Raw genomic sequence first — 25,735 nt, 5'->3', positions numbered from 1 at the left:
ATACAACAACGCGGCCCCCGCCACAGGACGGGGGCCGCGTTTGTCTATAGGTTACTTTTCCTGCGCCCCGCTCCGGAGCTGCCAGAATATGACCGCTCCGGCGGCGGCCACGTTGAGGGAATCCACCCCGTGGAACATGGGAATGCGCGCGGTATAGTCGCAGGCCGCGATGGTCTCCGCCGACAGCCCGTCCCCCTCCGAGCCCAGCACAACGGCCAGCTTCTCCTCACCGGCCAGGACCGGGTCGTCGATGCTGACCGCCCGGTCGTCCAGGGCCATGGCCACGGTTTTGAACCCCAGCTCCCGCAGACGGGCCACGCCCGACCCGGGCCAGGGGGCAAACTCCCCCTCCAGCCAGGCCCACGGGATCTGGAACACCGTGCCCATGCTGACCCGGACCGCCCGGCGGTAGAGCGGGTCGCAGCAGGAGGGCGTCACCAGCACCGCGTCCATCCCCAGCGCGGCGGCGGAACGGAAGATGGCGCCCACATTGCTGGCGTCGGTGATGTGCTCCAGCACGGCCACCCGGCGGCTGGCCCGGCACAGGTCCGCCGCCGCGGGCAGGACGGGCCGGTGCATGGCGCACAGATAGCCCCGGGTGAGCGCATAGCCGGTGAGCCCCGCCAGCACATCCCGCTCGGCGGTATAGACGGGCACGTCCCCCCACCCTTCCAGCACCTGCGGCGAAAGCCCCTCGGCCTGCCGCCGCTCCATGAGGAAGGAGACCGGACGGCACCCCGCCGCCAGCGCGCAGGCGATGACCTTCTCACTCTCCGCGATAAAGAGCCCCTGCCCGGGCTGGCGGCGGCTGCGCAGCTGCGCGTGGGTCAGCCCGGTGTAGACCTGCAGCTCCGGGGCGGACAGGTCGGTGATCTCTCGGATCTCAGCCATAGCGCCCCTCAGATCTCCTCCTGGGTGAAGGCCGCCAGCAGCAGCCGGGCGCCGTGGTGCAGAAACTCCTCCCGGGAGAGCTTCAGCGTGTCCTGAATATACCGCTCCCGCAGCTCGGCGGTGTGCACCATCCCGGCCAGCGACGACCAGAAGAGCATGACCGCCTCCAGCGGCGCAAGCCGGGTGCGCACCGCCCCCTCCTGCGCCCCGCGCGCCAGAAAGGCCGCCAGCTCTTCGTCGATCTCCCCGCTCACCCGCAGGATGTCCGCCATTCCCTTCTGCGCGTCGCCCAGCTTCTGCACCAGCGGCAGCATCCCGGTGGCCGCGTCGTAGGCCGTGGGATTCTCCTCATAAAAGCGCACAATGGTCCGGCACACCGCGTCGTAGGCCTGGTGCCAATCGCTTTGGCTCTCAATGGCCTCATGCACCTTTTTCTTCAGCAGGACCATGCCGCTGAGCAGGATGGCGGTGATGATCTCTTCCTTGCTCTGGAAATAGACATACAGCGTCGCCTTGCTGTACTCCGCCTCCCGGGCGATGTCGTCCATGGTGGTCCGCTCCGTCCCCTTTTCCGCGAACAGCCGCTCGGCAGCGGCCAGGATCGAGCCCCGGTGAAACTCGGTCAGCGCCTGTTTTTTGCTCATGGTTTGTCCCGCCCTTTCCATATTATTATACCAACGGTTTAGGAAATGATATCATGATTTTCCTTTCTTATCAACCCTATTTTGCCCGTAATCTCGTCTCCCGGGCCCTTTTTCGCCCGTTTCCGGCCCTGACGCGGCAATGCGCCCCATTCCGACGGGAAAAAACTCTTGCCAAATACCTCCGGCTGTGCTATACTAATCGAGTCAGCAAAATCATGCAGGTATAGTTCAGTGGTAGAACGTCAGCTTCCCAAGCTGAATATGAGGGTTCGATTCCCTTTACCTGCTCCAGACAAAGCGCCGCCGCAGTCCTTGTACAGGAGGACTGCGGCGGCGCTTTTCGTTGTCTTTTGCGGCATGCCGCGGGCAAACCGGACCAGAGCATGCCCACCGCGCCGGTCTGCGCGTCGGCCCTGATAATGATCGCACTGTCTCCCTCGTAAGACGAACTGGGATCGGATAACTCAAAGGCTTTCGAAATAAAGATGGCCTTTAGAGAAGATTCAAACTCCATAGAAGTTGGGGAACTCTCCCCGCCCTGCCCACTTCCCGTATATGACGTTTGCTAAGTCCAACACGCTTGCTATAAGCTGCAGGCTGGCCCAAGAGGGTACACTATTGGGTCTACATGTCAAGATAGAGTTGTTGGGAAGGGCCGGATACAGACGCTAACGTAGTCGAAGAAGCTGGCATACATTAACCTATTTGCAGTAAAACTTGCTTTTCCCATTCTGCCACACGGTACAGAAAGGACACCACTGGTAAGTGGAATTTTCCCCCGGCACTGTCTGTAATAGCTACAGTATCCACGTTAGCTATGCTGCTTTTGCGGCGCGTCTTCCGTTGGAAACTCATATTCGCCGGCAGTGAGTACATCTCCAAAAGCTTTCCCCAGCTCCTCTACTGCCTGCTGGGTGGCGTTGGCCTGCTTCATGAGGTAAAATTGTATCCATGCTGCTGAGTAAGGCCTACATCTGTCTCATTTGGCACGATCGTCTGCCCATAGAACCAGTTGGTGGATAGATTCCGTGGAAGCTGGACCGTGATAGGGTCATTAGCCATTGTTTTTCACTCCTTCCGCGACGGAGATAGTGGATTTGGGCACTGTGGAAGATGTCAGGAAGTTGTTTCCGCATCTAGGAGCTCCACCTGAGTAATCTACGCCGCTTGCTCTTGAGAGGCAGTGTAGATTATTCCCAGACTGGATCCGGTGATCTGCCTATCGAGAGCTGAAATAAGGACAGCCCCTTTGACGCGGTCATTGCCACAACGCCCCTAACTGAGCCCCCACGCCTGCCGGATGAACAGCATGTACGCTTTCATGGAAAACTCAAGAATAGGCTGCACGTTCTCCAGGTCATACCCCGGCGACAGCGTGAGTCTGGCTGATACGTTGACTGTAACCTCTGGCGGGGCAGTGAGGGTCACCTGATCCCCCAATAGAGGCGGTCCCGCTGGCAGACCGTTCGTGGTCAATATTGCCACCTCCCTTCTGTTGCTATAAGCCGCCGCCTGTGGGCAAGCTATCATCGGAGGTGATCGCATGGAACCCACGTACAGCGATTTGTACACCCATTTGAAAAAGGATCCGGCTATGGAAACCTACTTTTCACAGCTTCCCGGCTATATCCAGGCACAGATCCGGGCCCGTGAACACCAGCCCGCCTCTCTGGAGGATCTCAAACGCATGGCCAACGAGTCCAAACAGGTATTTTGAACAATCGTTGAGGTGATAATATGGCGAAACAAGGCATGGCCCGTCCCGAATGGACCCACACCGAGCCCCGAAACGCAGAGCCTCCCGTGCCCGAGATTCAGGGCAAGGCCAAGCATGGGAAGGAAAAGGCAAATCCCATCATTGCAGGCACTTCCGGCCCCCATATGAAGGTCTGGCATGAAAAACCCATCTCCTCAAGGGTCTACCCGGTGCTGGACACCGATCTGGCCCGGGACAACGTAGAAAACGACCTTCCCGCAGCCGATCTGGAAGATCTGTGACCTATATTCCGCTGTACCGCCCCGTTGTGGGCGGTATTTTTTTGTTCTGCTCCGGGCTGAACCGCAGGCCGCCCTTTGACATCGGAACGCTGTCAAGCAAAAGCTTGGTCATGCCGTCCTTGTCAGTCGTAATCTTCAGCCTGTGAAACACTGTTTACCACCCCCTCGCTGTGCGTTGTCGGCCTGAAACAAAAAATCCAGGTCCATCCCAGCGAAAAAGGTGTCCCGCACAATCTTTGTCTAGAGAAAAGTAAAATGAGTGCTGACCAAAAAGCTTTACTCTGGTGCTTTTCTCCGTCCTATTGATCGCCTTAGAAAAACAGCAATCGGCGTAACGTTGCGGCGCACCATTTCGGCCTGCAAATTCTCAAACATCATATCGCGCCCACTTTCCACCGTACATGGTGGTCTATATCTGCATTATGCTATCTTTAGCGGTGGAATTCATAAGCACTTTCCGCCGTTAAAGGAAATTTTTTCTTGATTCTTTCCATTAAGTGTGATATCGTACTTTTAAAAAAGAAGGTGTTTGAAATGTGGCTTGATTCGCTCAAGCGAATGAAAGCTGCATCTGGAAAAACCACGTCCGAGATTGCGGTTGGATCTGGGATTCCAGAGCCGACGCTTGAAAAGCTTTTTGCGGGAGCAACAAAAGACCCAAAGCTTCCAACAATGCAAAAACTTGTATATTATCTGGGATACACGCTTGAGGACTTATACAAAAACGAAAACACTTCCACATCGTCCGAAAACGATACGGAGGCGTTGAGGATGGATAAAGTTGTAGAGGCGTTTGTACAGGTCGGGATAGTCCCCAAGGGGAAGGCTTTATCCGATGAGGATTTACGTTTTCTGGAGGCAATGATCGCCGCCATCCGGCAGTGGTTCAGCGAGTGACACGATGGCCCGCAGCATCCTCAGTGGGCGGTTCTGCATATTTGTTGGTATGTATGTTGTTTCCTTTCGGAGACATATAGCGCCCTCCTCCCGCGTGGTAGGGGCAAATCGGCAAAGCCGTTGTTTAACAGCGCACGCCCTGCCAGATAATAGCAAGCAAAATTTTAAGTTGCACGTTTCTGTACACCAATTTAGTAGTTTTTTCTATATGCCAAAACTGTATGTGTCCTGAAAACGGACAGAAAGTGTGATAAAAAAATAGAGGGATGATTTTACCGCTAAAAAATACAGTAATTTCCAAAAATTATAGAGGGAGCAGGAAGGTGTTACCTCTACACCCACGGGCTATAAGATGGCTGAGGACATGTACCAGATGAACGAAAAACCGCAAAAGACAGTTTGAGCTATGCAAAGTGTCCCACCGCTGGAGGGCGGAGTAAATAAAAAGAGGGAGATACAATGAAAGCAGAGGAAAGGAAAACAAAAAAGTGCAAATACTGTCAATCAGATATTGACGCAAAGGCAACGGTTTGCCCGGTGTGTAAACATGTGTTGAAGCAGCGTCATGGGTGTCTAATTTCCATTCTGGCCGTTATTATCGTACTGGGCGGGTTCGGACTTTTTTTCAATATGTCCAATGACTTACTTCAAAAAAATGTATCTGGTGTAACCGACGAATCCCAGTACATAACAATGGAAGAGTACAACCAGATTCAAAGCGGGATGACTTATGACCAAGTAGTTGAAATTATTGGAGGCCCCGGAGAGTCCACCGCATCTTCTGGATCTGGGAATTATCAAATTGATATGTATACTTGGTACGGTAATGGAACTGCTGGATCCAATGCAAGCATCACGTTTACCAACGGGATGGTAAGCGCAAAAGCTCAGATAGGACTAGAGTAATTATTATCGCCCGGCGATAAAGGCGATGCGCAACAGTATATTGCAATTCATTCCCCCGTTTGGTGTTGGCGCACCGAACGGGGCAAAGGGGCAGAGGTTTTGATGGGCCATCTGCCCCTTTATTTTATCAGATGACGTATAAAATACAATATATCCGAAAACAGCTCGGTACAATGGGAAAAAGTATGAAGCCACCGGAAAGACAGAATCGGAGGCCATGACTAAGCTGTCAGAAAAGCTGGCGGCAGCCAAGCAGTGCATCCTAAATGCAGGAGCTGGCAAGTCCAGATCCCATGTGGAGAAGATCTGTCAGGTGTTGCGGGAAATCTTTCCTCGGGCCAGGAAATCACAGCTGATCACCTATGATCCTTCTGAGAACCTGGAGCTTCCAGAGGCCAAGGATGGCACTCACCGTAGCCTCACAGACGAGGAGCGCAAGGTCCTGCTGAAGGCCCAGCGGACCTGTATATCCTTGCCCTGCTGTATACCGGGATGCGCCTGGGTACGGCGACGGCGCTCAATTGGGCAAATGTGGCCTTTGAACACAAAGAGATCCATATCATGTCGCCCCACTACCTTGCCTGCTGGATGGCCCCAGCGGAAAAGCTGGTGGAAATGAAAAGGTAATCTAATCGCAATACTAGAACTGTAATGGACAGCAGCTGAAGGTTTTCAGATTCTCGTACTAAACACGATGATTGATTCTCCTTGCCTGCTCCAAAAAAGAAGGACACCTATCATGTGTTCTTCTTTTTGCTTTTTGGCGCTTATTTTTCACATGGCAAAGAGACACAAAACGTGCTATACTGGGGCAAACCGGCGCCCACTCTACCCTGCCGTACCAGAAAGGAACTGCATTGCCATGCGCATTCTCCTCTCCCCCGCGAAAAAAATGGTGGAAGACACCGACACCTTTGCGCCCGAGCAGCTGCCCGCCCTGCTGCCCCAGACCCGGCGCCTGCTGGCGGCCATGCGTGCCCTGCCGGAGGAGGCGCTGCAGGCCCTCTGGAAGTGCAATCCGGCCATTGCCCGGCTCAATGTGGAGCGCCTGCGCACCATGGAGCTGGAGCGGGCCCAGACCCCGGCCCTGCTGGCCTACGAGGGCATCCAGTACCGCTATCTGGCCCCCGGTGTGCTGGAGCGGGGCGAGCTGGACTATCTGCGGACCCACCTGCGGATCCTGTCCGGTTTTTACGGCGTGCTGCGGCCCTTTGACGGGGTAACTCCCTACCGGCTGGAGATGCAGGCCCGGCTGCACGTGGATGGCTGCCGGGATCTGTACGCCTTCTGGGGGGACCGGCTGGCCGCCCTGCTGGCGGCCGAGACCGACCTGGTGGTGGACCTGGCCTCCCGGGAGTACAGCCGCGCGGTGATCCCCCACCTGCCCGGCGGGGTCCGCCTGGTGCGCTGCACCTTCGGCGTGCTGGAGCAGGGGCGTGTGGTGGAAAAGGGCACGCTGTGCAAAATGGCCCGGGGGCAGATGGTGCGCTGGATGGCCGGCCAGGGGGTGGACCGGCCGGAGCAGCTGCGGGCCTTTTCCCAGCTGGGATACCGCTACGCTCCGGAATACTCCCGACCGGACCACTACGTCTTTCTCAAAAGCGGGGCCTGAGCGCCCCGGAAAGGGGGGCGCTCCATGGAGCTGCCGGAACATTATAGCGCCGATCTGCTGTTTTTCTTTCAGGACAGGCCGCTGGAGCTGTCGCTGTACGAGCGCCTGGCGGCGGCCTTGGCCGCCGCCCTGCCGGGGCTTCGGGTGAAGGTGCAGAAAAGCCAGATCAGCTTTTACGGCCGCCACCTGTTTGCCGCCGCCTCCCTCCCCCTGCGCCGGAAAAAGGACTGGCCCAGGCAGTGCCTGCTGGTGAGCTTCGGTCTGGGTTTCCGGCTGGATTCCCCCCGCATCGCCCTGTCCACCGAGCCCTATCCCCGGCGCTGGACCCACCACGTGGTGGTGGCCCGGCCGGAGGAGATCGACGAAGAGCTGCTGGGCTGGCTGGAAGCCGCCTGGCGTTTTGCCGAGGAAAAGCGCTGAACCCCCATCCATCCGATCAAGGAGGTCATATTATGTTCCGTCCGCTCCGACGTGTCCGCCAGACCCTCTCCCGCTCCGAGACCGAGGCCATCCTGCGCGCCGGCACCTCCGGCGTGCTGGCCCTGAGCGGCGACGACGGCTACCCCTACGCCGTGCCCATGAGCTATGTCTACGACCAGGACCGGCTCTACTTCCACTGCGCCGACGCCGGCCACAAGCTGGACGCCATCCGGCGCTGTGAGAAGGCCTCCTTCTGCGTCATCGGCCAGGACCAGGTGGTACCGGCGGAATTCACCACCTACTTCCGCAGCGCCATCGCCTTTGGCCGCATCCGCGTTCTGGAGGACCCGGCGGAGGCCCGGGCGGCCCTCACGCTGCTGTCGGACAAGTACGCTCCGGGCGACCGTGCGGGGCTGGAGCGGGAGCTGGAGCGGTTCGGCGCGCATCTGTGCCTGCTGGAGCTCCGGGTGGAGCATCTGAGCGGAAAGGCGGCCAGGGAACTGCTGCCGCCGTCCGGCACACAGGCATGACGAAAAGGGCCCGGGACAGTGTCCCGGGCCCTTTTCGTCTCAGTTCAGCACCACCGCGGTGCCCGATACGCTGACCATGAGCATGCCGTTGTTGCTGCCCAGCACCTCATAGTCCACATCCACGCCCACCACGGCGTCGGCCCCCAGGGCCTCGGCCCGGCGGCCCAGCTCGGCCAGGGCCTCCTCCCGGGCGTGCTGCAGCTCCTCCTCGTAGCCGGCGCTGCGCCCGCCGAAGATGTTGCGCAGCCCCGCCCCGATGTCCCGGAACATGTCCACGCCGGCCACCACTTCGCCGAACACGATGCCTCTGTACTCCCGGATAGTCCTTCCCTCTACGGACTGGGTCGTGGTAATGATCATACAAACCGCTCCTTTCCTGTGGGTTGCCTCATGCCGCTATCATAGCATACCTTCCTGCCGAATATCTTACGTTTCTATTAAAGTTCCCGCAGTCTTTGCACCGAGGCCGGAATCTGGTACAATAAGAGCACCAAACGAGAAAGAGGGCGTTTTCATGGCTGATATCCTTTCGTTCCCCGCATTTCCCCAGCCGGAGGAGCTGGAAGGGCTGGACCGGCCGGCCCTGCTGGCGCTGCTGGAGCGCCTGCGGGCGCAGCTGGACCAGCTGGACCAGTGTGAGCCGGAGGACCCGGAGAGCGAGGTCTACGAGCGCTGGGGCGACCAGCACGAGGAGCTGGAGGACCTGGTGGACGAGGTCCTGGACCTTTTGGAGGAGGAATGAGCATGCTGGCATATACCTATGTGAAGCCGGGGCAGTTTGCCCTGCTGGAAAAGCCCCGTCCCACCCTGCTCCACGACCGGGACGCCATCGTCCGGGTGACCCTGGCCAGCATCTGCACCAGCGATCTGCACATCAAGCACGGCTCGGTGCCCCGGGCGGTGCCCGGCGTCACCGTGGGCCATGAGATGGTGGGCGTGGTGGAGGCGGTGGGCTCCGCCGTGACCACCCTCCGCCCGGGGGACCGGGTGGCCGTCAATGTGGAGACTTTCTGCGGGGAGTGCTTTTTCTGCCGCAACGGCTGGGTGAACAACTGCACCGACCCCAACGGCGGCTGGGCGCTGGGCTGCCGCATCGACGGCGGCCAGGCCGAGTATGTCCGCGTCCCCTATGCCGATCAGGGGCTCACCCCCATCCCCGCCGGCGTCTCCGACCGGCAGGCCCTGCTGGTGGGCGACCTGCTGGCCACCGGCTACTGGGCCGCTCAGATCTCCGAGATCCGGCCGGGGGACACGGTGCTCCTGCTGGGTGCGGGCCCCACGGGGCTGTGCACGCTGCAGTGCGTGCTTCTGCAGCAGCCCGGCCGGGTCATCGTCTGCGAGCCGGACCCCCTGCGCCGCCGCTTCGTGGCGGAACACTATCCCCAGGTGCTGTGCGTGGAGCCCGGGCAGGCCCCCGCCTTTGTGCGGGCCAACAGCGCCCACGGCGGCGCGGACGTGGTGCTGGAGGTGGCGGGGAGCCGGGACAGCTTCTCCCTGGCCTGGCAGTGCGCCCGCCCCAACGCGGTGGTGACCGTGGTGGCCCTGTACGACGCCCCCCAGGTCCTGCCCCTGCCCGAGATGTACGGCAAGAACCTCACCTTCAAGACCGGCGGGGTGGACGGCTGCCGGTGCGCCGATATCCTGTCCCTCATCGCCTCCGGCAAGCTGGACACCACCGCCCTCATCACCCACACCTTCCCCCTGCGGGACATCGCCGCGGCCTATGACCTGTTCGAGGGGCGGAAGGACGGGGTCATCAAAATCGCCGTCACCCCCGACGGCTGAAAGGACGCATCCTATGTCTGAGCCCAACGCCCTCTTTTCCGCCGCGCTGCCCTTCTGGGGGGAGCTCTCCCCGGAGGAGCAGGACCAGCTGCTCCGGGCCTGCTCCCCCCTCACCCTGGCCAAGGGGAGCGTGGTGCACCGGCAGGAGCAGGGGTGCCGCGGCCTGTTGCTGCTTCTCTCTGGCCAGATGCGGGTGTACATCGCCTCCGAGGAGGGGCGGGAGGTGACCCTCTACCGGGTGCACGCCGGCGAGGTATGCGTCATGTCGGCCACCTGTCTGATGGACGCCATCGTCTTTGATGTGCTGATGGAGGCGGTGGAGGACCTCCGCGCTCTCACCCTCCCCTCGGCCGCCCTCTCCCGGGTGCTGGCCGCCCACCCCAGGGCGGAGCTGTTTCTCTACAAGACCGCCAGCGAGCGCTTTTCCGAGATCATGTGGACCATGCAGCAGATCCTGTTTCTGGGGGTGGACCGGCGGGTGGCCATTTTCCTGTGGGATGAGTTTCTGCGCTGCGGGGACGTGCTCCCCCTCACCCATGAGGCCATCGCCCGCTACATCGGCAGCGCCCGGGAGGTGGTGACCAAGGTGCTCCACTATTTCGCTGAGGAGGGCATCGTGGCGCTGGGCCGGGGCAAGCTCACCCTGCTGGACCGGGAAAAGCTCCGCGCCCGGCTCTAATGTGACCCGGTCACAGACAGCCGCCCCCGCGCTCTGGTATACTTTCGCCAGAGTGTGGGGGCGTTTTGCGCTCCCCCTGGAGATCACATGGACCGGGAGGATATCTGCTATGTTGTCAAAACGATACGCCTGTGTGGAACCGGAGCGCTGCGTGGCCTGCGGGACCTGCATCAACGTCTGTCCCAAAGCGGCGGCGGAACTGTTCCACGGCTGCTTTGCCCGGGTGGACGCCGCCCGCTGCGTGGGCTGCGGCCTGTGCGCCAGGGCCTGCCCTGCCGACTGCATCGCGCTGCGGGAGCGGGAGGTGACGGCATGAAGCGCACACGCTGGTACGACTATCTCTGGATCTGGTCCATCGTCTATTTTGCCCTGGGCTTTTTCAACATCCTGTTCGCCTGGCTGGGCATGATCGACTTTCTGCTTCCTCTGATCCTGGCGGCCTTCGGGGGCAACAAGTTTTTCTGCAACCACCTGTGCGGCCGGGGCCAGCTCTTTGCCCGGCTGGGCGGCGCTCTGGGGCGTTCCCAGTACCGCTCCGCCCCCCGGTGGATGTCCTCCCGCTGGTTTCGCTACGGCTTTCTGATCTTTTTCCTGGCCATGTTCGGCAACATGGTGTTCCAGACCTGGCTGGTGGCAGCCGGCGCCGCCTCGCTGCGGGAGGCCATCCAGCTGTTCTGGACCTTCCGCCTCCCCTGGGGCTGGACCTACACCGCCGGTCTTGTGCCCGACTGGGTGGGGCAGTTCAGCTTCGGGTTTTACAGCATGATGCTCACCTCGCTGCTGCTGGGGCTCATCGTCATGCTGCTCTACAAGCCCCGGACCTGGTGCGCCTTCTGCCCCATGGGCACCATGACCCAGGGCATCTGCAAGCTGAAGTACCGCGCCGGCGCTTCAAAGCCGGAGTAAATACAGCAAACGCCGCAGGCCGGACCGCCTGCGGCGTTTTGGTTTTTTACAGGATGCGCCTTCGGAGGAACTCCGACTTCTCCAGCCGGCCATAGGCCTGATCCTCGGTCATGGCCGCCATCAGGTCCCGGAACGCCCTCCATCCCATGCGCCCGTAGCAGGCCTCCGGCGCGTCGGGGCACCGGAGCAGACGTCCCTCCTGCACCAGGCGGCCGATCTTCTCCATCTCCCAGTAGGCCAGCATGGAGCACAGCACATCGCCCCCCGGCAGCATGCCGAAGAAAAAGAACGCGCTCTCGGAATAGGCCTGCAGGAAAAAGTACCGCAGCTGTACGCCGGCCAGGGCCAGCTGGGCGCCCATCTCCCCCCAGGGCACGTCGACCCGGAAAAACACCGGGGCGGAGCGGAAGCCCCCATGCTTCCGCCAGGCCGGATAATCGTCCAAAAACAGATACACGCTTCCCTGGTACAGCTCCAGCAGCGGCCGGAACTGCTCCAGGTCTGAGGCAAAGGTGTCGCTGTAGTGGACGCCCGCCGCGGTATCCGTAAAGCGCAGCATGGCCGAGCGGGGCCCCAGCGGCAGTTGGTTCTGCTCCACCAGATCGGCCCGCAGCACGCCGGCCGGCTCCAGGAAAATGCCCAGCACGTTTTTCTCCGGCCGGAAGACGGGCCGCTCGCTCTCCCGGCCGGAAAACCGGCCGCTCAGCGCGGCGGGGATGACGCAGTCGTCCATGGACATCTGCACCGAGTCGTCCAGGCTCTCCTGTGTCCGCTCCATATAGCCCAATCTCTCCATGCGGCGCAGGTTGTTCTCCACCAGCGCCGCCAGCGCCGGCCGCCGGGCAAAGGCGGCGGCCATGGCCTGAAAGCGCGCCCGCTGGGCCGCCGGCGACCACGAGGCAAACGCCAGCCCGCTGGCCGCCATCAGCCGCTCCGGGGTAATCCGGTCCGGCGGGAAGCGCTCGGCCAGCGCCAGGCAGGTCTGGACCAGCCGGTCCAGCCGGCCGTCCGGGTAGAGCTGCTCCGGATGCTCCAGCAGGGCTCTCTGCACCGCCCCGGCGTCGGTCAGCTCCAGCCGGAGCAGCGGCTCCAGCTCCACGTCCGCCGCCAGCAGAAACAGGAAATCCGGCAGGCAGGGCTCCTCCCGGTCCAGCAGCGGCTCCAGCCGGCCCATGCGGTAGCGGGCGTAGTAGGGCTGCTCCCGCTCCTGGTCCAGCCGGGCCCGCCGCGCCTGCCGCCCCATTTCGGCCAGCCGGAAGCCCGCCAGCAGTTCCCGGGTGCGGGCATAGCACTCGTTGACCCGCTCAAACCCCTGCTCCAGCACCCGCAGGCTGTCCTCGTAGGGGCTGTTTGGGTCCCGCGCGTCCTGCCGCAGGAAAAAGCAGAGCAGTCCATAGCTGGTCTGCTTGATGAGGGTAAAGTGGGCGATCTCGTGTACCGCGCTGTTCCGGAACGCCTCGGGCGGCAGGCCGCAGTCCACCCGGACAAAATTGTCGTAGTCGTAGTTACCGGTGTTCATCCAGTACCTCCGGGTGCTGCTGCTCGTAGTACCGGCACCACGCCTCCACCCCGATCTTGATGGCCGTGCTGGCCACCAGGCTCACCGCAGCCGTCACCAGCGCCGCGCTCCACCCCGTCCACTGGATGATCTGCAGGGCCGCGCCGGTGATGAGCATCTGCTTGAGCGCCTCGGCGGTGAGCCGCTCGCCGTGGTAGGCGTCGCTCCGGAAAAAGCAGTAGACCTGCTGGCAGACATACTCATAGTAGCGGCGCTGGGGCACGTCGTTGCGGTCAAAGCCCATCCTTACGCTGAGGATCTCGGAAAACAGCGCAAAGGTGGTCTCATCCAGGCGCTCCAGATCGGTCCCGTCCGCCAGCAGCTGCTCCCGCTCCCGCCAGAGGAAGGGGTGATACCGGTCCGGATGGGCCTGATAAAATTCCTCCAGCTCCTGTTCCAGTGTTTCGCTCCGTTCTGCCTGCATCACTGCCTGCTCCTCTCTATGTCAATATAGTTCCAAAAAGCGCCGCCGCAGGGTGTGCAGCGCCTCCTCCAGCGCCTGCTGCATCTCCTCCGGCTGGCGCAGCCCCGTCTGAGCCCGGACCTGCCTGCGGGTGCTCCAGCCCAAAACAAAGCATCCGATGAGCACCTGATGCCGGGGCGACAGGGAGCGGAAGGCTAGCCGTAGGAACCCGTCCCGCTCCCGCCGCAGCAGCCACTGCTCCGGGTCTGTTCCATCCGCCGGCGCCTCCGCCCCGCTCCATTGCCGCAGCCGTTCCCGGCGGCTGTAGGCCCCGCGGACACTCTCCAGGGCCACATAGCGGACAAATCCGCACACCCAGGTGGAAAACCGGCTGACCGGCCGGAAACAGTCCAGCCGCACCAGGCAGCGCCGGAAGGCCTCCGCCACTACATCCTGGATCTCCTCCTCTCCCAGCGGCCCAAGGGCGCCGACGCGCCGGGCCATGTACAGCGCCGGGGGATAGGCGTCCCGGTACAGTGTGTCCCAGGCCGTCTGCTCTCCTCTCAGCGCGGCCTGCACCCGAACATAGTCCTCCGCCCACCGCTGTGATCGCTCCGCCACGTTTCCCCTGCCTTTCCACTTCGCATGTCCCGGACGCACCGTTCTGCGCAGCCACGCCCTGCGCCGGGAGGAATGTGCGCGCTTTTCGCCCCGTTTCGCGCTTGTTCCATGAGCGTAATATAAATGCCTGAAAAAGTCAAGCGCCCCCGTTCAGACGAATTCAGCCTTGTTTCTTTCCCGCTTTGGTGCTATACTTGGCAAACGATTGATGCTGCGCCCGGCGGACCGGGGGCAGGTACAGACGTCAGAAAGGAGTTTTTCCATGCTGATCCTTGAACTGCTCAAGTCCTTTTTCCTGGGCGTGGTGGAGGGCATCACCGAGTGGCTGCCCATCAGCTCCACCGGACACCTGATCCTGGTGGACGAATTTATCAAGCTCAACGTCTCCACTGAGTTTATGGACATGTACCGCTATGTCATCCAGCTGGGCGCCATTCTGGCGGTGCTGGTGCTGTTTTTCCACAAGCTCAACCCCTTCTCCTCCCGGAAAAGCGCGCTCCAGAAAAACCGCACCTGGTCCCTGTGGGGCAAGGTGGTGCTGGCCTGTATCCCGTCGGCCGTGGTGGGCCTGCCCCTCAACGACTGGATGGATGAACACCTGATGAACCCCTGGGTGGTGGCCGCCGCGCTCATCGTATACGGCGTGGGCTTCCTGCTCATCGAAAACCGCCGCCAGGCCCCCACCCTCCGGCGCACGGAGGAGCTCACCTGGCAGACCGCTCTGTTCATCGGTCTGTTCCAGACCCTGTCCATCATCCCCGGCACCTCCCGCTCGGGCGCCACCATTCTGGGCGCCATCATCCTGGGCTGTGCCCGGCCGGTGGCGGCGGAGTTTTCCTTCTTCCTGGCCATTCCCACCATGGTGGGGGTGAGCGTTCTGAAGCTGGGGAAATTTTTCGCCGAGAAGCTCGCCGCCGGTCAGGCTCTCTTCACCGGGGAGGAGGCCGCCATCCTGGCGGTGGGCTTCGTGGTCTCCTTTGTGGTGTCCATGCTGTGCATCCGCTTCCTGATGGACTTTGTGAAAAAGCACGACTTCAAACCCTTCGGCTGGTACCGCATCGTGCTGGGCGTGCTGGTACTGCTCTTCTTCGGCATCCGGGCGGCCGCGGGCCTGTCCTGAAGGCCGTTGCATACGCGCGGGACCCTGTTTTCGGGGTCCCGCGCTTTTTTGCCTCTTTTCCCGGAGGGCCAAGTCTGATACAATGAGCACACCAACGGAAAGGAGGGCATCTCTTTGGAATCTCTGATCCTTATTGCCGAGGATGATCCGGACATCCGCGCCCTGCTGCGCCTGTACCTGGAAAGCGAGGGCATGCGGGTACTGGAGGCATCCGACGGCGCCCAGGCCCTGGAGCTGGCCCGGGAGCACACCCCGGACATGGCCGTGCTGGACATCATGATGCCGGGGCTCAACGGCTTTGAGCTGACCCGTGCCCTGCGCAAGTACAGCGACCTGCCCATTCTCATTCTCTCGGCCAAGAGCGAGGACAACGACAAGATCCTGGGGCTCAATCTGGGGGCGGACGACTACATCGCCAAGCCTTTCAACCCCGTGGAGATCGTGGCCCGGGTGCGGGCCCAGCTCCGCCGGAGCAAGCGAGCGGGGCGGGACGTGCTCACCGTCCGGGACCTCTGCCTGGACACCTCCGCCTTCCAGCTGACCAAAAACGGCCAGCCCATCCTCCTCACCCCCATGGAGTACAAGATCCTGGCCCTGCTCATGCGCTCCCCCGGCCGGATCTTCACCAAGATCCAGCTCTATGAGGGGGTCATCGGCGCCTACTTCGAGGGGGACGACAACACCATGATGGTCCACATCTCCAACCTGCGGGAAAAGATTGAGGACGACCCCAAAAATCCCCGCTACATCATCACCGTGAGAGGACTGGGGTATAAAATTGAAAAATAAACGTCTGCCCGGCAGTCTGTTTGGCCTGCTGGTACGCAACTACCTGCTGTTCACCCTCACCCTGCTGGCCATCGCGGGGGGCGTATTTTGCCTCTGGAACGCCTCGGTATCCCGGCTGTACCGCTTCACCGACTGGGACGCGCTGATGGGCGACCCCGCCCTGTACGCGGAGGACTACGACAGCCTGCGCCCCTATCTGAGCGGCAAGGGGGACGCCTTTGCCATATACGACGGGGCCGGCACGCTGCTCTACGCCTCCGCTGACGGCTTTGACGCGGCCTGCACTCCGGAGGAGCTGGCCTGCGTCCCCCTCTGGAGCTCCAACACGGGGGTGGACGCGTTTGAGCAGACCGGGGAGGACGGCTCCATCCGCCGTCTGGTGGTGCGTTATACCTATCAGCAGGACGGCCAGACCATGGACGTCATGGTACTGGACCAGGACTATCAGGTGCTCTACGGCGGTCTGGAGCCCGGCAAGGATACCTACACCCCCGGGGAATACCAGTACCTCACCGGCCGCCGCTTTCCGGGGGGGAGCCTGTTCCGGGACACCTTTTACGCAACGGACGGCGGCGCCCGGACCCTGCTGCTGCTGGAGCGTTCCCTCTCCGACCCCTCCGCCGACCAGCTCTACCGCAGCTCCTGGCGGATCTGGCTGCTCTCCATCCCCCTGTATCTGCTCAGCGCGGGGCTGTTCATCTGGTGGATGGGCTGCAAGATCGGCCGGCCGCTGCGGCGTCTGAACGACGCGGTGAACGCTCAGGCCGAGGGCCGCACCGTCCGGGTGGGGGACTGCGGCGGCACCCGGGAGATCCGAAGCATCGGGGAGAGCTTTGACCGCTTTTCCGACCGTCTGGCCGAGAGCGAGGCCGAGCGCCAGCGCCTGGACCAGGGCCGGCAGAAGCTGATTGCCGACATCTCCCACGACCTCAAGACCCCCATCACCGTCATCGCCGGCTACATCGACGCCATCTGCGACGGAAAGGTCCCGCCCCCGGAGCAGGAGCGCTATCTCCGGGCCATTCAGAACCGGGCGGAAGCGCTGACCGAGCTGGTCAACACCTTCCATGAATACAGCAAGGTGGAGCATCCGGAGTTCGTTCTGCACCCCGAGCGCTCCGATGTGTGCGAGTTCCTGCGGGCCTATCTTGCCGGCAAGTACAGCGAGATCGACCTGGCCGGCTTCACGCTGGAGATCTCCATCCCTGAGCAGCCCCTGTTCTGCGCTCTGGATCAGCCCCAGTTCCGCCGGGTGCTGGACAACCTGCTCTCCAACGCCCTGCGCCACAACCGTCTGGGGACCCGGCTGTGCTTTGCCCTCTCCTGCACCGACACAGCGGCGGTGCTCCGGGTGGCCGACAACGGCACGGGCATCCCGCCCGACCGGGCCCGGCATATCTTTGAACCCTTCACCGTGGGCAGCGACGCCCGCTCCGGCAAGGGCAGCGGCCTGGGGCTGTCCATCACCCGCCGCATCATGGAAAAGCACGGCGGCTCCATCTCCCTCGCCGCCCGCCCCACACCGGGGTGGAGCACCGAATTTATTCTGAAGCTTCCCCTGGACTCATCCAGATAACCCCCGCGGGCCGAGGCCCGGAGCGTTTGAACGCTCCGGGCCTCGTTCTGTTTTCTTTAGGAATCTTAATGAAAGCCACACGGGAAATGAAGTCTGTTCCTGTATGCTCTGTTTCAGAAAGGGGGCAACACCCATGAACGGACCTGACCTGCGCAGCCGCCCCATCATTGAAGTCAAGGACATCCGCAAGGAGTATCCCATCGGCGACGAGACAGTGGTGGCCCTCAAGCGCATCAATCTGACGGTCATGCGGGGAGAGATCTGCTGCATCTTCGGCACCTCCGGTTCCGGAAAAAGCACCCTGCTCAACCAGCTGGCCGGGATGGAGAAGCCCACCCGGGGCGAGGTGCGCATTGGCGGCGTTCCCATCTCCCGCCTGAATGAAAATCAGCTGGCGTCCTTCCGGCAGAAACACCTGGGCTTCGTGTTCCAGTCCTATAACCTGCTGCCCAACCTCACCGCCACGGAAAACGTGGCCATGCCGCTGCTCTTCCGCGGCATCCCCAAGGCCCAGCGGGAGGCGGCCGCCCGCAAGCTCCTGACCCGGGTGGGGCTGGGCCACCGCCTGGACCACTTTCCCCGGCAGATGTCCGGCGGCCAGCAGCAGCGGGCCGGTATCGCCCGGGCCTTCATCGCCCGGCCCGACGTGGTCTTTGCCGACGAGCCCACGGGCAACCTGGACTCCAAAACCACGGTGGAGATCATGTCCATGATCTGTTCCTTTGCCCGGGACTATCACCAGACCATTATCCTGGTCACCCACGATCCGGAGATGGCCGCCTACGCCGACCGGATCGTCACCCTCATCGACGGGGAGATCGTCCGCAACGAAATCAACAAAAAGGAGAGAACGCACCATGAAGCGTAACCGACCCAAACAAGGCCTTGTCCTGCTGGTGCTGCTGGCCATGCTGGCCGCCCTGCTGCCCGCCGCCGTCGCTGCGGAGGGCACCCTGTTCGTCACCGGCTATACCGTCACCAACAGCTCCGGCTCTTCGGTCTCCAGCATCAGCCGCGGCTCCACCGTGGACATCACCGTCTCCCTCAAGGATACCGGCAGCAGCTCGGGGGACCTTAGCACTCTGGACGTCACCAAGCTGGAGGACAGCTTCACCGGCGGCACCGCCAGCGTGCAGAAGACCTCGGAGGACGGCCGTCCCCTGACCTATGCCGTCAAGCTCTCCGGCCTGCAATACAAGGGCGTGGGGCAGAGCCTGAAGCTCCAGGTAGGCACGGCGGGCGCGCCCGACTCCTACCAGACCCTGGAGGTGACCATCACCGAGGCCGTGGTGTATGAAAAGCCCCAGATCCTCCCGGATTCTCCCGCCGAGGCCGCCCCCGCCCCCATGGTCCTGATCCGCTACAGCGAGCTGAACAAGCCGCTGGAGGCCGGCCAGGAGGCCACCCTCACCGTCACCTTCCAGAACCTGAGCAATCTGAGGCTCAAGTCCCCCATCGCCACCTTTACTCCCACAGACGGGCTGTCCATCGTCGGGGGCGCCTCCTCCTTCTCCCTGGACGACATCGGCGGGCAAAAGACCGGCACCGTCAAGGTGAAGGTCAAGGCCGCCAGTGTCATCTCCTCTCCCGCCCAGTCTCTGGGGGTGGAGCTGAAGTTCAACTACTTCAACAACATCGCCCAGACCCAGGGCAGCGCCACCGAAAAGATCCCCGTCCCCGCCCTGGCCCGTGAGAGCGTTCCCCAGCCGGTGGTGCTGGTCACCCGCACCCCGCTGGCCCAGCCCATCGCCTCGGGGGAGAGCGCCGAGGTCACCATCCGCTTTCAGAACACCAGCACCACCAAGCTGGTCAACCCCGTGGTCTCGGTCACCCCGTCCGACTCGCTGATGCTGCTCAACGACACGGCCACTTTCCTGCTGGGGGATATCGACCCCGGCAGGGACGCCGCGGTCACCGTCCGGATCAAGGCCGTGGGCGCCGTCTCCTCCAACACCCAGTCCCTCAGCACCGAGCTCAAGTACAGCTATGACAACGGCGGCGTGCTGACCCAGGCCACCGCCTCCGACCGGCTGCTCATCCCCGCTGTGGCCAAGCAGGCCGTCCCCCAGCCGGTGGTGCTGCTCACCCGCTCGGAGTTGAACCGCCCCATCTCCCCGGGGGAGTCCATGGACGTCACCCTCTTCTTCCAAAACGCCGGGAGCACCAAGCTGGTCGCCCCCTCCGTCACGGTCTCCCCGTCTGACTCTCTGGTCCTGCTCAACCCCACCTCCACCTTCCTGCTGGGGGACATCGCCCCGGGCGACACCGCCTCGGTAGCCCTTCAGATCAAGGCCGCCAAGGACCTCTCCTCGGCCACCCAGTCCCTCAGCACCGAGCTCAAGTACAGCTACGACAACGGCGAGACCATGACCCAGGCCACTTCCTCCGACAAGGTGAACATCTCCGCCAACCTCACCGCCAAGGGGGACACCCCCTCTCCCAACATCGTCATCCGCAAATACACCTACGGGGAGAGCTCGGTGGCGGCGGGCAGCAAGTTCCCGCTGAGCTTTGCCTTTGAAAACACCGGCACCATCGGCATCGAGAACATCGTGGTCACGGTGGACGGCGGCGAGAACTTCACCATGGACGGCAGCACCAACACGTTTTACTACAAAGCCCTGCCTGCCGGGGGCGCCCAGACCCAAGAAGTGCCCATGCGCTCCGTCCCGGCGGCCAAAAGCGGCGCCCAGAGCATCAGCGTCTCCTTTAAGTATGAGTACATGGACGGAGAAAAGCGCACTCAGGCCACATCCGACATCAAGATCTCCGTGCCCATCTATCAGCCGGACCGCTTCCAGATCACCGCTCCCACCGTGCCCGAGTCGGTCAATGTGGGAGAAGAGGCCGAGCTGCTCCTCCCCTACGTCAACAAGGGCAAGGACGATCTGGCGAATCTGGAGGCCACCGTGGTGGGCGACGGGGTGGACACCCCGGCCCGCACCCAGTACCTGGGCAACATCACCGCCGGTACCAACGGCAACATTGGCTTTGCCCTCTCCCCTGTGAGCGAAGGCGACATTGAGCTTGTCCTGAAGATCAGCTATGAAGACGCCGACCAGCAGGTGCAGACCCGGGAATTTCCCGTCACGCTCCACGCCGTGGAGCCGCCTCCCCCGGTGGACTTTGACGATATGGACGCCCAGAGCGACGCGGCCTCCCCGCCCTGGCTCCTGCTGGCCGGCGGCGCGGGCGCGCTGGTGCTGGCCGTGGGCGGATTCCTTCTGATGCGCAGATGGCGGGCCCGCCGCGCGGAGAGCGACACCGGCGCCTGGGACGACTGGGAGGACGACAAGCCCGAAGGAGGCGGTAACGCTTGAGACACAACGACCTGCTGCGCATCTGCCTGCAAAACCTGATGCGCCGGAAATCCCGCACGTTTCTGACGGTATTGGGGGTCCTCATCGGCTGCTGCTCCATCGTCATCATGATCTCCCTGGGCATCGGGATGAAGGAATCCCAGGAAAAGGTACTGGCGGAGATGGGGGACCTGACCATCATCACGGTCAACGCCCCTCAGAACGGCCGCGGAAAGGTAAAGCTGGACGAGCCGCTGCTCAGGCGCCTGCGGGGCCTTACCGGCGTGGTGGCCGTCACCCCCAAGCAAAGGCTGGACGTGGACAACATCCGCCTGGTCACCGGGACGGGCAACCGCTACGTGGCCGACTGGACCTCGGTGGTGGGACTGGATGCCAGCCAGATCGAGCAGATCGGATACCGCCTGATCGAGGGGTCCAACATCAAGCACAGCGGCGAGGTCATCGTCGGGCAGTATCTGGCCTACAGCTTCAAAGACACCCTGCGCCCGGAGGGGCGCAACATGGTGGACCGCTGGAGCGGCACCTGGGATGAAAACGGCAACCTGACCGACGTGCCGCCCCCCTATCTGGACCTGCTGAAGCAGCGCCTCACCATGGAGATCGAGACCCAGAGCGGAAAGATCTCGATCCCCATCACGCCGGTCTGCGTCACCAAGGAGGACTATTCCAAGGGAATGGAGACCTCCGAGGGGATCATCATGGATCTGGGCGACCTGCGCAAGCTGCTGGACAAGATCCAGGGAAAGCAGAAAAAGTCCGTCCCCTATGACTCCATTCTGGTCAAGGTGGCTGATATCCGCAACGTGGCCGACGTGGAAAGCCAGATCAAAGCCATGGGCTATTCCACCGAATCCATGGAGAGCATCCGCAAGCCTCTGGAAAAAGAGGCCCGCCAGAAGCAGATGATGCTGGGCGGTCTGGGGGCCATCTCCCTTTTCGTGGCAGCCCTGGGCATCACCAACACCATGATCATGTCCATCTCCGAGCGCACCCGGGAGATCGGCATCATGAAGTCCCTGGGCTGCTATGTCCGGGACATCCGGATCATGTTTCTCTCCGAGGCGGGCGCCATCGGTCTCATCGGCGGCGTCATCGGCTGTGTGATCAGTTTCATCGCCTCAGTCATCATCAATCTGGTCTCGCTCGGTCTGTCTCCGGACAACCTTCCCGCTGCCATTTTGGGCGGCGAGGATGTCAGCCGGGTCTCCATCATCCCCCCGTGGCTGCTGCTGTTTGCCATCGTGTTCTCCATCTTCATCGGCCTTGGCTCGGGGTATTATCCGGCCAACAAGGCGGTCCAGATCCCCGCCCTGGAGGCCATCAAAAACGAATGACTCACCGGGACTGCCTCCAGCGGAGGCAGTCCCGCTTTCTGTTCCCCGCGCTCTGTTTCCAAATTGTAACTGGACATTTTTCTACTTCAAATGTAGTATATCAATATCTACTACATTTGAAATAGGTGATACGATGAAACGGCTGCCCGATACCGAACTGGAAGTACTCAAAGCCCTGTGGACCCTGGGCCCGGATACCGCCCGCGCCCAGCTGGAGGAGGCCCTGGTCCCCTTCGGCTGGGCCCCCAACACGGTGAATACCTACCTCAAGCGTCTGGAGGAAAAGGGGTTCGTCTCGGTCCGCCGGGAGGGGAAGAGCAACCGCTACACGCCCCTGGTGAGCCGGGAAGAGTACCTGGCTTTCGACAGCCAGGCGGTGCTGTCCAGGCTCTACGGCAGCTCCCCCCGGAACTTTGTGGCCGCTCTGGCCCGGAACGGCCTGAAGCAGGAGGAGCTGGACGACCTCCAGGCCCTGCTGGACGAGCTGAACGGAGGCCGGAACTGATGGACCTGCTGCTGCAACTGGCCGGGGTCAGTCTGGGAGGCGGCGGGGTGATTTTGCTGCTGCTCCTTCTCGCCCGCCTCACCGGCGGACGCTACGCCGCCCAGTGGCGGTGCTGGGCCTGGGTGCTGCTGGGGCTGCGGCTGGCTCTCCCCTTCTCCCTGCTGCCCCAGAGCGCCCCCACGGTCTCCCCCATCGTCCTCTCCGCGCCGGAGCATGTGGTGCTGTACCGCTCCGGCCCCTCTGCCCCGGCCCAGGCTACGCTCCCCGTCCCCACGCCGCCCCCTGCCACCCAGGGCGTCTCGCCTTCGTCCGGCCAGCCGGCCGTACCTTCGCAGCGCCCTGCGGCCGCAGCGGAGACGGCCGAGGCCCCCGCCGTTTCCCTCACGCTGGAGCAGCTGCTGACCGGGCTCTGGCTGGTGGGGGCCGCCGGGGTGCTGGTCTGGAACGGAGGGGCGCACCTGCGCTTTTGCCGCTATCTGCGCCGGTGGAGCGCTCCGGCGGAGGACCCGCTTCTCCTTCGGGAGTTCCACTGGCTGGCAGACCGCCTGGGCCTGGGCCGCCGCCCCCGGCTGCGCACCTGCGCGGGGCTGGCGGTCCCCATGCTGGCCGGCATCCTCCGCCCCGTCCTCCTGCTGCCGGAGGATTTCCCGCCTGGCGAAGCCCGGTGCTATTCCCTGCTCCATGAGCTGACCCATTACCGCCGCCGGGACATCTGGCTCAAGACCCTGATGGTGTGGGTGCGCGCTCTGCACTGGTTCAACCCCGCCGTCTGGCTCATGACCCGGTCGGTGGAGCAGGATACGGAACTGGCCTGCGACGAGGGAGCCCTGAAGTGGCTCTCCCAAAGCGAGCGGGCCGCCTATGGCCGGGCCATTCTGCAGGCCGCCGCGGCCGGAAAGGAGCCTTGATATGACACCGCCCAAAACCCCCTTCTCCACCCGCATGTCCGGCTCGGCCAAGGAGACCGAGCGGCGCATCCGGGCCCTGTTCACCGTCCACCGCCGCCCTGCCCTGGTGCTGCTGCTGGCCGCGGCTGGCCTCATCGGGATGTGTGGCACGCTGGTCTCCTGCCGAAGCACGCCCCCCGCGGTGAGCCTCACCATGGCCACCCAGTATTACGATGCCATGGACAACTATGTGGAGATCCCCGCCTTCACCCTCTCCAGCGGCGACCTCCCCGCCGGGGCCCGGGCCGCCAACGAGTCCCTGGCTCTCTTGAACAGCCAGTATCAGTCCATCCTGGCCGCCCCCTACAACCAGGTAGGTGGAAACCACTGCATACTCTATCCCACCGTCACAGAGCGCTATGACAGCCTGGTCTTTTATCTGGACGGCTCCAGCTCCGGAAACGACGGCGACGTATACACCCTAACCTACGACCGGCAGGAGGACCGGCTGGTGGAGCTGGATGAGGCACTGACTCTGGCCGGAGTCTCCGAAACCGAGCTGTGCAGAGGCGCGGAGGTCTACCTGGCCTCCTCCCTGGATAAGGAATCCGGCCTGGCCGCCCGGGACGCCTCGGTGACCGGCTTCCGCCTGCGGGCAGACGGCGGTGCGGACTTCTATCTCACCTGTCTGGTGGACGACGCCGACCCGGCAGAAGACTGGTACGACGGCTGGCTGCACCTGCTGGTGTACCGCGACAGGACCTATCGCCATTACAACTGCCACGCCGGTCCGGTGGACCCGGACGCACTTCTGGTCCCCGCGGAGGAGCTGACCGCCCTGGACACCCCCCTCTGGTACGAGTGGGGCCCCTCCGGTAGCGAGCCGGAGGGCGGTTTTGCCCTGACGGACATCCCGGAGCCGGTGCAGCAGCAGGCTCAGACCTATCTGGCCCAGCAGGGCTGCGACGGTCCGCCGGACCGCCTGCTGCTCCACACCGCCTTTACCGACCTGAGCGGACTGTCCTGGGCCGAGGGCTGGGCCGGCTGTGACGCCGTGGAGAGCTATCAGCTCATCTACACACAGCTGGACACCACCTCTGCCGTGGATCTGGTCTTTCTCCGGCGGGGGACGGACTATTCCTATCTGGGCGTCTTCGCTTCCGGGGATTTCTGCGCGGTGGAGCCCACCCGTCTGGCCGCTGTGGGGCCCTACAATTGGAAGGTACGAAACGTCCTGCTGGATGCGGGCGCCATCACCGAACAGCCCGATACCGCCGCCATGCTGCAAGATACCCCCATGCCTCAGTCCGCCCTCATGTCCCTTCTAACCTTCTACTACGACCAGCAGGGCGCACATAACCAGGGGGCGCCGGTGTTCTTTGCCGACACTCCGCCCCTGTCGGTGCAGGATGGGGCAACGCGGATCGACCGGACGGAATTCACCGGGCTCTATTTTCTCTATGAATCCCAGGGCGTGGCGTACATCGTGGAAAAAAGCCGCTATGAAAACGGCGCATGGACCGCTCTGGAGCCCACCCAGGTGGTGCTGCGCCTGCAAATGGATGAGACCTTCTCCGCGGTCCTGGGGGAGGGCTCCCCCACGGAACACACCACCAGCGCCATCCTGGAGCAGAGCTATCAGCTGATGGACGGCGATGTGGCCTTCTGGCGCCTGGGACACCCCATCCCCGCCGGGCCTGGAAACAGCGGCATCCAGTTTATGGGCGATCCGCCCCACAGTATCCTTCTCCTGGAGGACCGTGCCCCCACCAGCGACGGGTATGCCTGGTACCGCCTGGAGTGGAACGACCTTACCGCCGTGTGCAGCGTGAGTAAGACCGACTTTCACTCTCTGGACGACGTGGATTTCTACTCCATCGACTCCATCACCACCACCCGCGCCGACATCGTCACCACACGGGGCATCGGCATCGGCTCCACCCGGGCCGAGGTGGAGGAGGCCTACGGGGACGCGCTCTACGACACTCCCTACTGGGATGAGACAGGGGATTACCTCTGGTACTGCCGCCGCGCCGACGGCTATGGCGCCGCCATCCTGTTCTATTTTGACGGGGATACGGTCAGCCGTATGAGTCTGGAGCATCACAGCACCTGACGGCAAGGCAGCGATACGGTCCAGATACAAAAGCGCTGCGGGATTCCATCCATCGGAATCCCGCAGCGCTGCAATTTTCTTTTATGTACGGGTCACAAGCGCTGTCGCTTTCTCCACGGACCGTCCTTTCCGGTCGCGCAGCTTTTCAGCCCAGTGAAACGCCGTGTTCCTTCTTCCTGGAGCTTTTTTCTTTGTACACGGCCACAATCGCACCAGCCAGCAGGCACCCGCAGACGAA

30 protein-coding genes and 1 tRNA gene are annotated in these 25,735 nt (G+C 62.7%); 22 read left to right on the top strand and 9 right to left on the bottom strand.

Annotated features, from left to right (window positions below; all coding sequences use genetic code 11):
- Positions 1 to 51: 51 nt before the first annotated feature.
- Entirely contained in the window at positions 52 to 891 is an 840-nt protein-coding gene (locus tag WMO45_RS07245) for a TrmH family RNA methyltransferase (RefSeq protein WP_349139909.1), read from the bottom strand.
- A gap of 8 nt (positions 892 to 899) precedes the next feature.
- Entirely contained in the window at positions 900 to 1,535 is a 636-nt protein-coding gene (locus WMO45_RS07240) for a TetR/AcrR family transcriptional regulator (RefSeq protein ID WP_349139908.1), read from the bottom strand.
- Positions 1,536 to 1,752: 217 nt separating this feature from the next.
- Between WMO45_RS07240 and WMO45_RS07235 the strand changes: the two genes are divergently transcribed.
- Positions 1,753 to 1,826, top strand: a tRNA-Gly gene (locus tag WMO45_RS07235).
- 520 nt (positions 1,827 to 2,346) lie between these two features.
- On the opposite strand, the gene WMO45_RS07230 is transcribed toward WMO45_RS07235, so the two are convergent.
- Together WMO45_RS07230 and WMO45_RS07225 are read right to left on the bottom strand one after the other, a co-directional pair.
- Positions 2,347 to 2,469 (bottom strand): hypothetical protein, encoded by a 123-nt coding sequence (locus WMO45_RS07230; RefSeq protein ID WP_349139907.1) that lies wholly within the window; start codon positions 2,467 to 2,469, stop codon positions 2,347 to 2,349.
- Positions 2,470 to 2,810: 341 nt separating this feature from the next.
- Entirely contained in the window at positions 2,811 to 3,011 is a 201-nt protein-coding gene (locus WMO45_RS07225) for a hypothetical protein (protein WP_349139906.1), read from the bottom strand.
- A 67-nt stretch (positions 3,012 to 3,078) separates the two neighbouring features.
- Here WMO45_RS07225 and WMO45_RS07220 point away from each other — a divergent pair, with 67 nt between their 5' ends.
- From WMO45_RS07220 to WMO45_RS07205, 4 genes are all read left to right on the top strand, one after another.
- Positions 3,079 to 3,252, top strand: coding sequence for a hypothetical protein (locus tag WMO45_RS07220; protein ID WP_349139905.1), 174 nt, complete (start codon positions 3,079 to 3,081; stop codon positions 3,250 to 3,252).
- A 20-nt stretch (positions 3,253 to 3,272) separates the two neighbouring features.
- A complete protein-coding gene (locus WMO45_RS07215; RefSeq protein ID WP_349138618.1) occupies positions 3,273 to 3,533 on the top strand; it encodes a hypothetical protein in 261 nt (86 codons plus the stop codon).
- A 480-nt stretch (positions 3,534 to 4,013) separates the two neighbouring features.
- Positions 4,014 to 4,430: a helix-turn-helix domain-containing protein gene (locus tag WMO45_RS07210; protein ID WP_349139904.1), complete on the top strand. Its 417-nt coding sequence runs from the start codon at positions 4,014 to 4,016 to the stop codon at positions 4,428 to 4,430.
- A gap of 459 nt (positions 4,431 to 4,889) precedes the next feature.
- A complete protein-coding gene (locus WMO45_RS07205) occupies positions 4,890 to 5,336 on the top strand; it encodes a DUF3862 domain-containing protein (protein WP_349139903.1) in 447 nt (148 codons plus the stop codon).
- A gap of 3 nt (positions 5,337 to 5,339) precedes the next feature.
- Here the strand turns inward: WMO45_RS07205 and WMO45_RS07200 are convergent, their stop codons facing one another.
- On the bottom strand, positions 5,340 to 5,588 hold the full coding sequence (locus tag WMO45_RS07200) for a hypothetical protein (RefSeq protein WP_349139902.1): 249 nt from the start codon (positions 5,586 to 5,588) through the stop codon (positions 5,340 to 5,342).
- Positions 5,589 to 6,198: 610 nt separating this feature from the next.
- On the opposite strand from WMO45_RS07200, the gene yaaA reads away from it, so the two are divergent.
- From yaaA to WMO45_RS07185, 3 genes are read left to right on the top strand one after another with little or no spacing between them, the layout of a single operon-like run.
- Positions 6,199 to 6,948, top strand: coding sequence for a peroxide stress protein YaaA (gene yaaA, locus WMO45_RS07195; RefSeq protein WP_349139901.1), 750 nt, complete (start codon positions 6,199 to 6,201; stop codon positions 6,946 to 6,948).
- 24 nt (positions 6,949 to 6,972) lie between these two features.
- On the top strand, positions 6,973 to 7,368 hold the full coding sequence (locus WMO45_RS07190; RefSeq protein WP_349139900.1) for a DUF5655 domain-containing protein: 396 nt from the start codon (positions 6,973 to 6,975) through the stop codon (positions 7,366 to 7,368).
- A 32-nt stretch (positions 7,369 to 7,400) separates the two neighbouring features.
- Positions 7,401 to 7,898, top strand: coding sequence for a pyridoxamine 5'-phosphate oxidase family protein (locus WMO45_RS07185; protein WP_349139899.1), 498 nt, complete (start codon positions 7,401 to 7,403; stop codon positions 7,896 to 7,898).
- 39 nt (positions 7,899 to 7,937) lie between these two features.
- Here WMO45_RS07185 and WMO45_RS07180 read toward each other — a convergent pair whose 3' ends face one another.
- Positions 7,938 to 8,258 (bottom strand): putative heavy metal-binding protein, encoded by a 321-nt coding sequence (locus tag WMO45_RS07180; RefSeq protein ID WP_349139898.1) that lies wholly within the window; start codon positions 8,256 to 8,258, stop codon positions 7,938 to 7,940.
- Positions 8,259 to 8,412: 154 nt separating this feature from the next.
- Here WMO45_RS07180 and WMO45_RS07175 point away from each other — a divergent pair, with 154 nt between their 5' ends.
- The 5 genes from WMO45_RS07175 to WMO45_RS07155 all read left to right on the top strand — a co-directional run bounded on the left by WMO45_RS07175 (position 8,413) and on the right by WMO45_RS07155 (position 11,268).
- Entirely contained in the window at positions 8,413 to 8,640 is a 228-nt protein-coding gene (locus WMO45_RS07175) for a hypothetical protein (protein ID WP_349139897.1), read from the top strand.
- 2 nt (positions 8,641 to 8,642) lie between these two features.
- Entirely contained in the window at positions 8,643 to 9,683 is a 1,041-nt protein-coding gene (locus tag WMO45_RS07170) for an alcohol dehydrogenase (RefSeq protein WP_349139895.1), read from the top strand.
- Between the two features lie 13 nt (positions 9,684 to 9,696).
- Positions 9,697 to 10,362: a Crp/Fnr family transcriptional regulator gene (locus WMO45_RS07165; RefSeq protein WP_349139894.1), complete on the top strand. Its 666-nt coding sequence runs from the start codon at positions 9,697 to 9,699 to the stop codon at positions 10,360 to 10,362.
- 109 nt (positions 10,363 to 10,471) lie between these two features.
- Positions 10,472 to 10,678 carry a 4Fe-4S binding protein gene (locus WMO45_RS07160; protein WP_349139893.1) on the top strand — a complete coding sequence of 69 codons (207 nt, stop codon included), beginning with the start codon at positions 10,472 to 10,474 and terminating at the stop codon, positions 10,676 to 10,678.
- On the top strand, positions 10,675 to 11,268 hold the full coding sequence (locus tag WMO45_RS07155; RefSeq protein ID WP_349139892.1) for a 4Fe-4S binding protein: 594 nt from the start codon (positions 10,675 to 10,677) through the stop codon (positions 11,266 to 11,268). Before WMO45_RS07160 ends, WMO45_RS07155 begins: the two co-directional genes overlap by 4 nt.
- Before the next feature lie 46 nt (positions 11,269 to 11,314).
- Here WMO45_RS07155 and WMO45_RS07150 read toward each other — a convergent pair whose 3' ends face one another.
- Genes WMO45_RS07150 through WMO45_RS07140 form a run of 3 tightly spaced genes read right to left on the bottom strand, consistent with a single transcriptional unit; the run spans position 11,315 to position 13,850 of the window.
- Entirely contained in the window at positions 11,315 to 12,787 is a 1,473-nt protein-coding gene (locus WMO45_RS07150) for a hypothetical protein (protein WP_349139890.1), read from the bottom strand.
- On the bottom strand, positions 12,774 to 13,250 hold the full coding sequence (locus tag WMO45_RS07145; RefSeq protein ID WP_349139889.1) for a peptidylprolyl isomerase: 477 nt from the start codon (positions 13,248 to 13,250) through the stop codon (positions 12,774 to 12,776). Before WMO45_RS07145 ends, WMO45_RS07150 begins: the two co-directional genes overlap by 14 nt.
- A gap of 21 nt (positions 13,251 to 13,271) precedes the next feature.
- Positions 13,272 to 13,850 (bottom strand): RNA polymerase sigma factor, encoded by a 579-nt coding sequence (locus WMO45_RS07140; RefSeq protein ID WP_349139887.1) that lies wholly within the window; start codon positions 13,848 to 13,850, stop codon positions 13,272 to 13,274.
- Positions 13,851 to 14,112: 262 nt separating this feature from the next.
- Here WMO45_RS07140 and WMO45_RS07135 point away from each other — a divergent pair, with 262 nt between their 5' ends.
- From WMO45_RS07135 to WMO45_RS07095, 9 genes are all read left to right on the top strand, one after another.
- A complete protein-coding gene (locus tag WMO45_RS07135) occupies positions 14,113 to 14,970 on the top strand; it encodes an undecaprenyl-diphosphate phosphatase (protein WP_349139886.1) in 858 nt (285 codons plus the stop codon).
- Positions 14,971 to 15,084: 114 nt separating this feature from the next.
- Positions 15,085 to 15,759, top strand: a complete 675-nt coding sequence (locus tag WMO45_RS07130) for a response regulator transcription factor (protein ID WP_349139885.1) — start codon at positions 15,085 to 15,087, stop codon at positions 15,757 to 15,759.
- Positions 15,749 to 17,335: a sensor histidine kinase gene (locus WMO45_RS07125; protein ID WP_349139883.1), complete on the top strand. Its 1,587-nt coding sequence runs from the start codon at positions 15,749 to 15,751 to the stop codon at positions 17,333 to 17,335. Before WMO45_RS07130 ends, WMO45_RS07125 begins: the two co-directional genes overlap by 11 nt.
- Before the next feature lie 133 nt (positions 17,336 to 17,468).
- On the top strand, positions 17,469 to 18,203 hold the full coding sequence (locus WMO45_RS07120; protein ID WP_349139881.1) for an ABC transporter ATP-binding protein: 735 nt from the start codon (positions 17,469 to 17,471) through the stop codon (positions 18,201 to 18,203).
- A complete protein-coding gene (locus tag WMO45_RS07115; RefSeq protein ID WP_349139880.1) occupies positions 18,193 to 20,655 on the top strand; it encodes a COG1361 S-layer family protein in 2,463 nt (820 codons plus the stop codon). Before WMO45_RS07120 ends, WMO45_RS07115 begins: the two co-directional genes overlap by 11 nt.
- Positions 20,652 to 21,989 (top strand): ABC transporter permease, encoded by a 1,338-nt coding sequence (locus tag WMO45_RS07110; protein ID WP_349139879.1) that lies wholly within the window; start codon positions 20,652 to 20,654, stop codon positions 21,987 to 21,989. Before WMO45_RS07115 ends, WMO45_RS07110 begins: the two co-directional genes overlap by 4 nt.
- A gap of 133 nt (positions 21,990 to 22,122) precedes the next feature.
- A complete protein-coding gene (locus tag WMO45_RS07105) occupies positions 22,123 to 22,494 on the top strand; it encodes a BlaI/MecI/CopY family transcriptional regulator (RefSeq protein ID WP_349139878.1) in 372 nt (123 codons plus the stop codon).
- Complete coding sequence (locus tag WMO45_RS07100; protein WP_349139877.1) at positions 22,494 to 23,402, top strand: M56 family metallopeptidase; 909 nt, start codon at positions 22,494 to 22,496, stop codon at positions 23,400 to 23,402. Before WMO45_RS07105 ends, WMO45_RS07100 begins: the two co-directional genes overlap by 1 nt.
- Position 23,403: 1 nt before the next feature.
- Positions 23,404 to 25,497 (top strand): hypothetical protein, encoded by a 2,094-nt coding sequence (locus WMO45_RS07095; protein ID WP_349139876.1) that lies wholly within the window; start codon positions 23,404 to 23,406, stop codon positions 25,495 to 25,497.
- Positions 25,498 to 25,735 lie beyond the last annotated feature (238 nt).

This window comes from Flavonifractor hominis, assembly GCF_040095835.1.
In the GTDB taxonomy this organism is placed as follows: Bacteria; Bacillota; Clostridia; order Oscillospirales; family Oscillospiraceae; genus Flavonifractor; species Flavonifractor hominis.
Note: the sequence above shows the minus strand (reverse complement) of the source record. Positions and strands in the feature narration are given on the sequence as shown.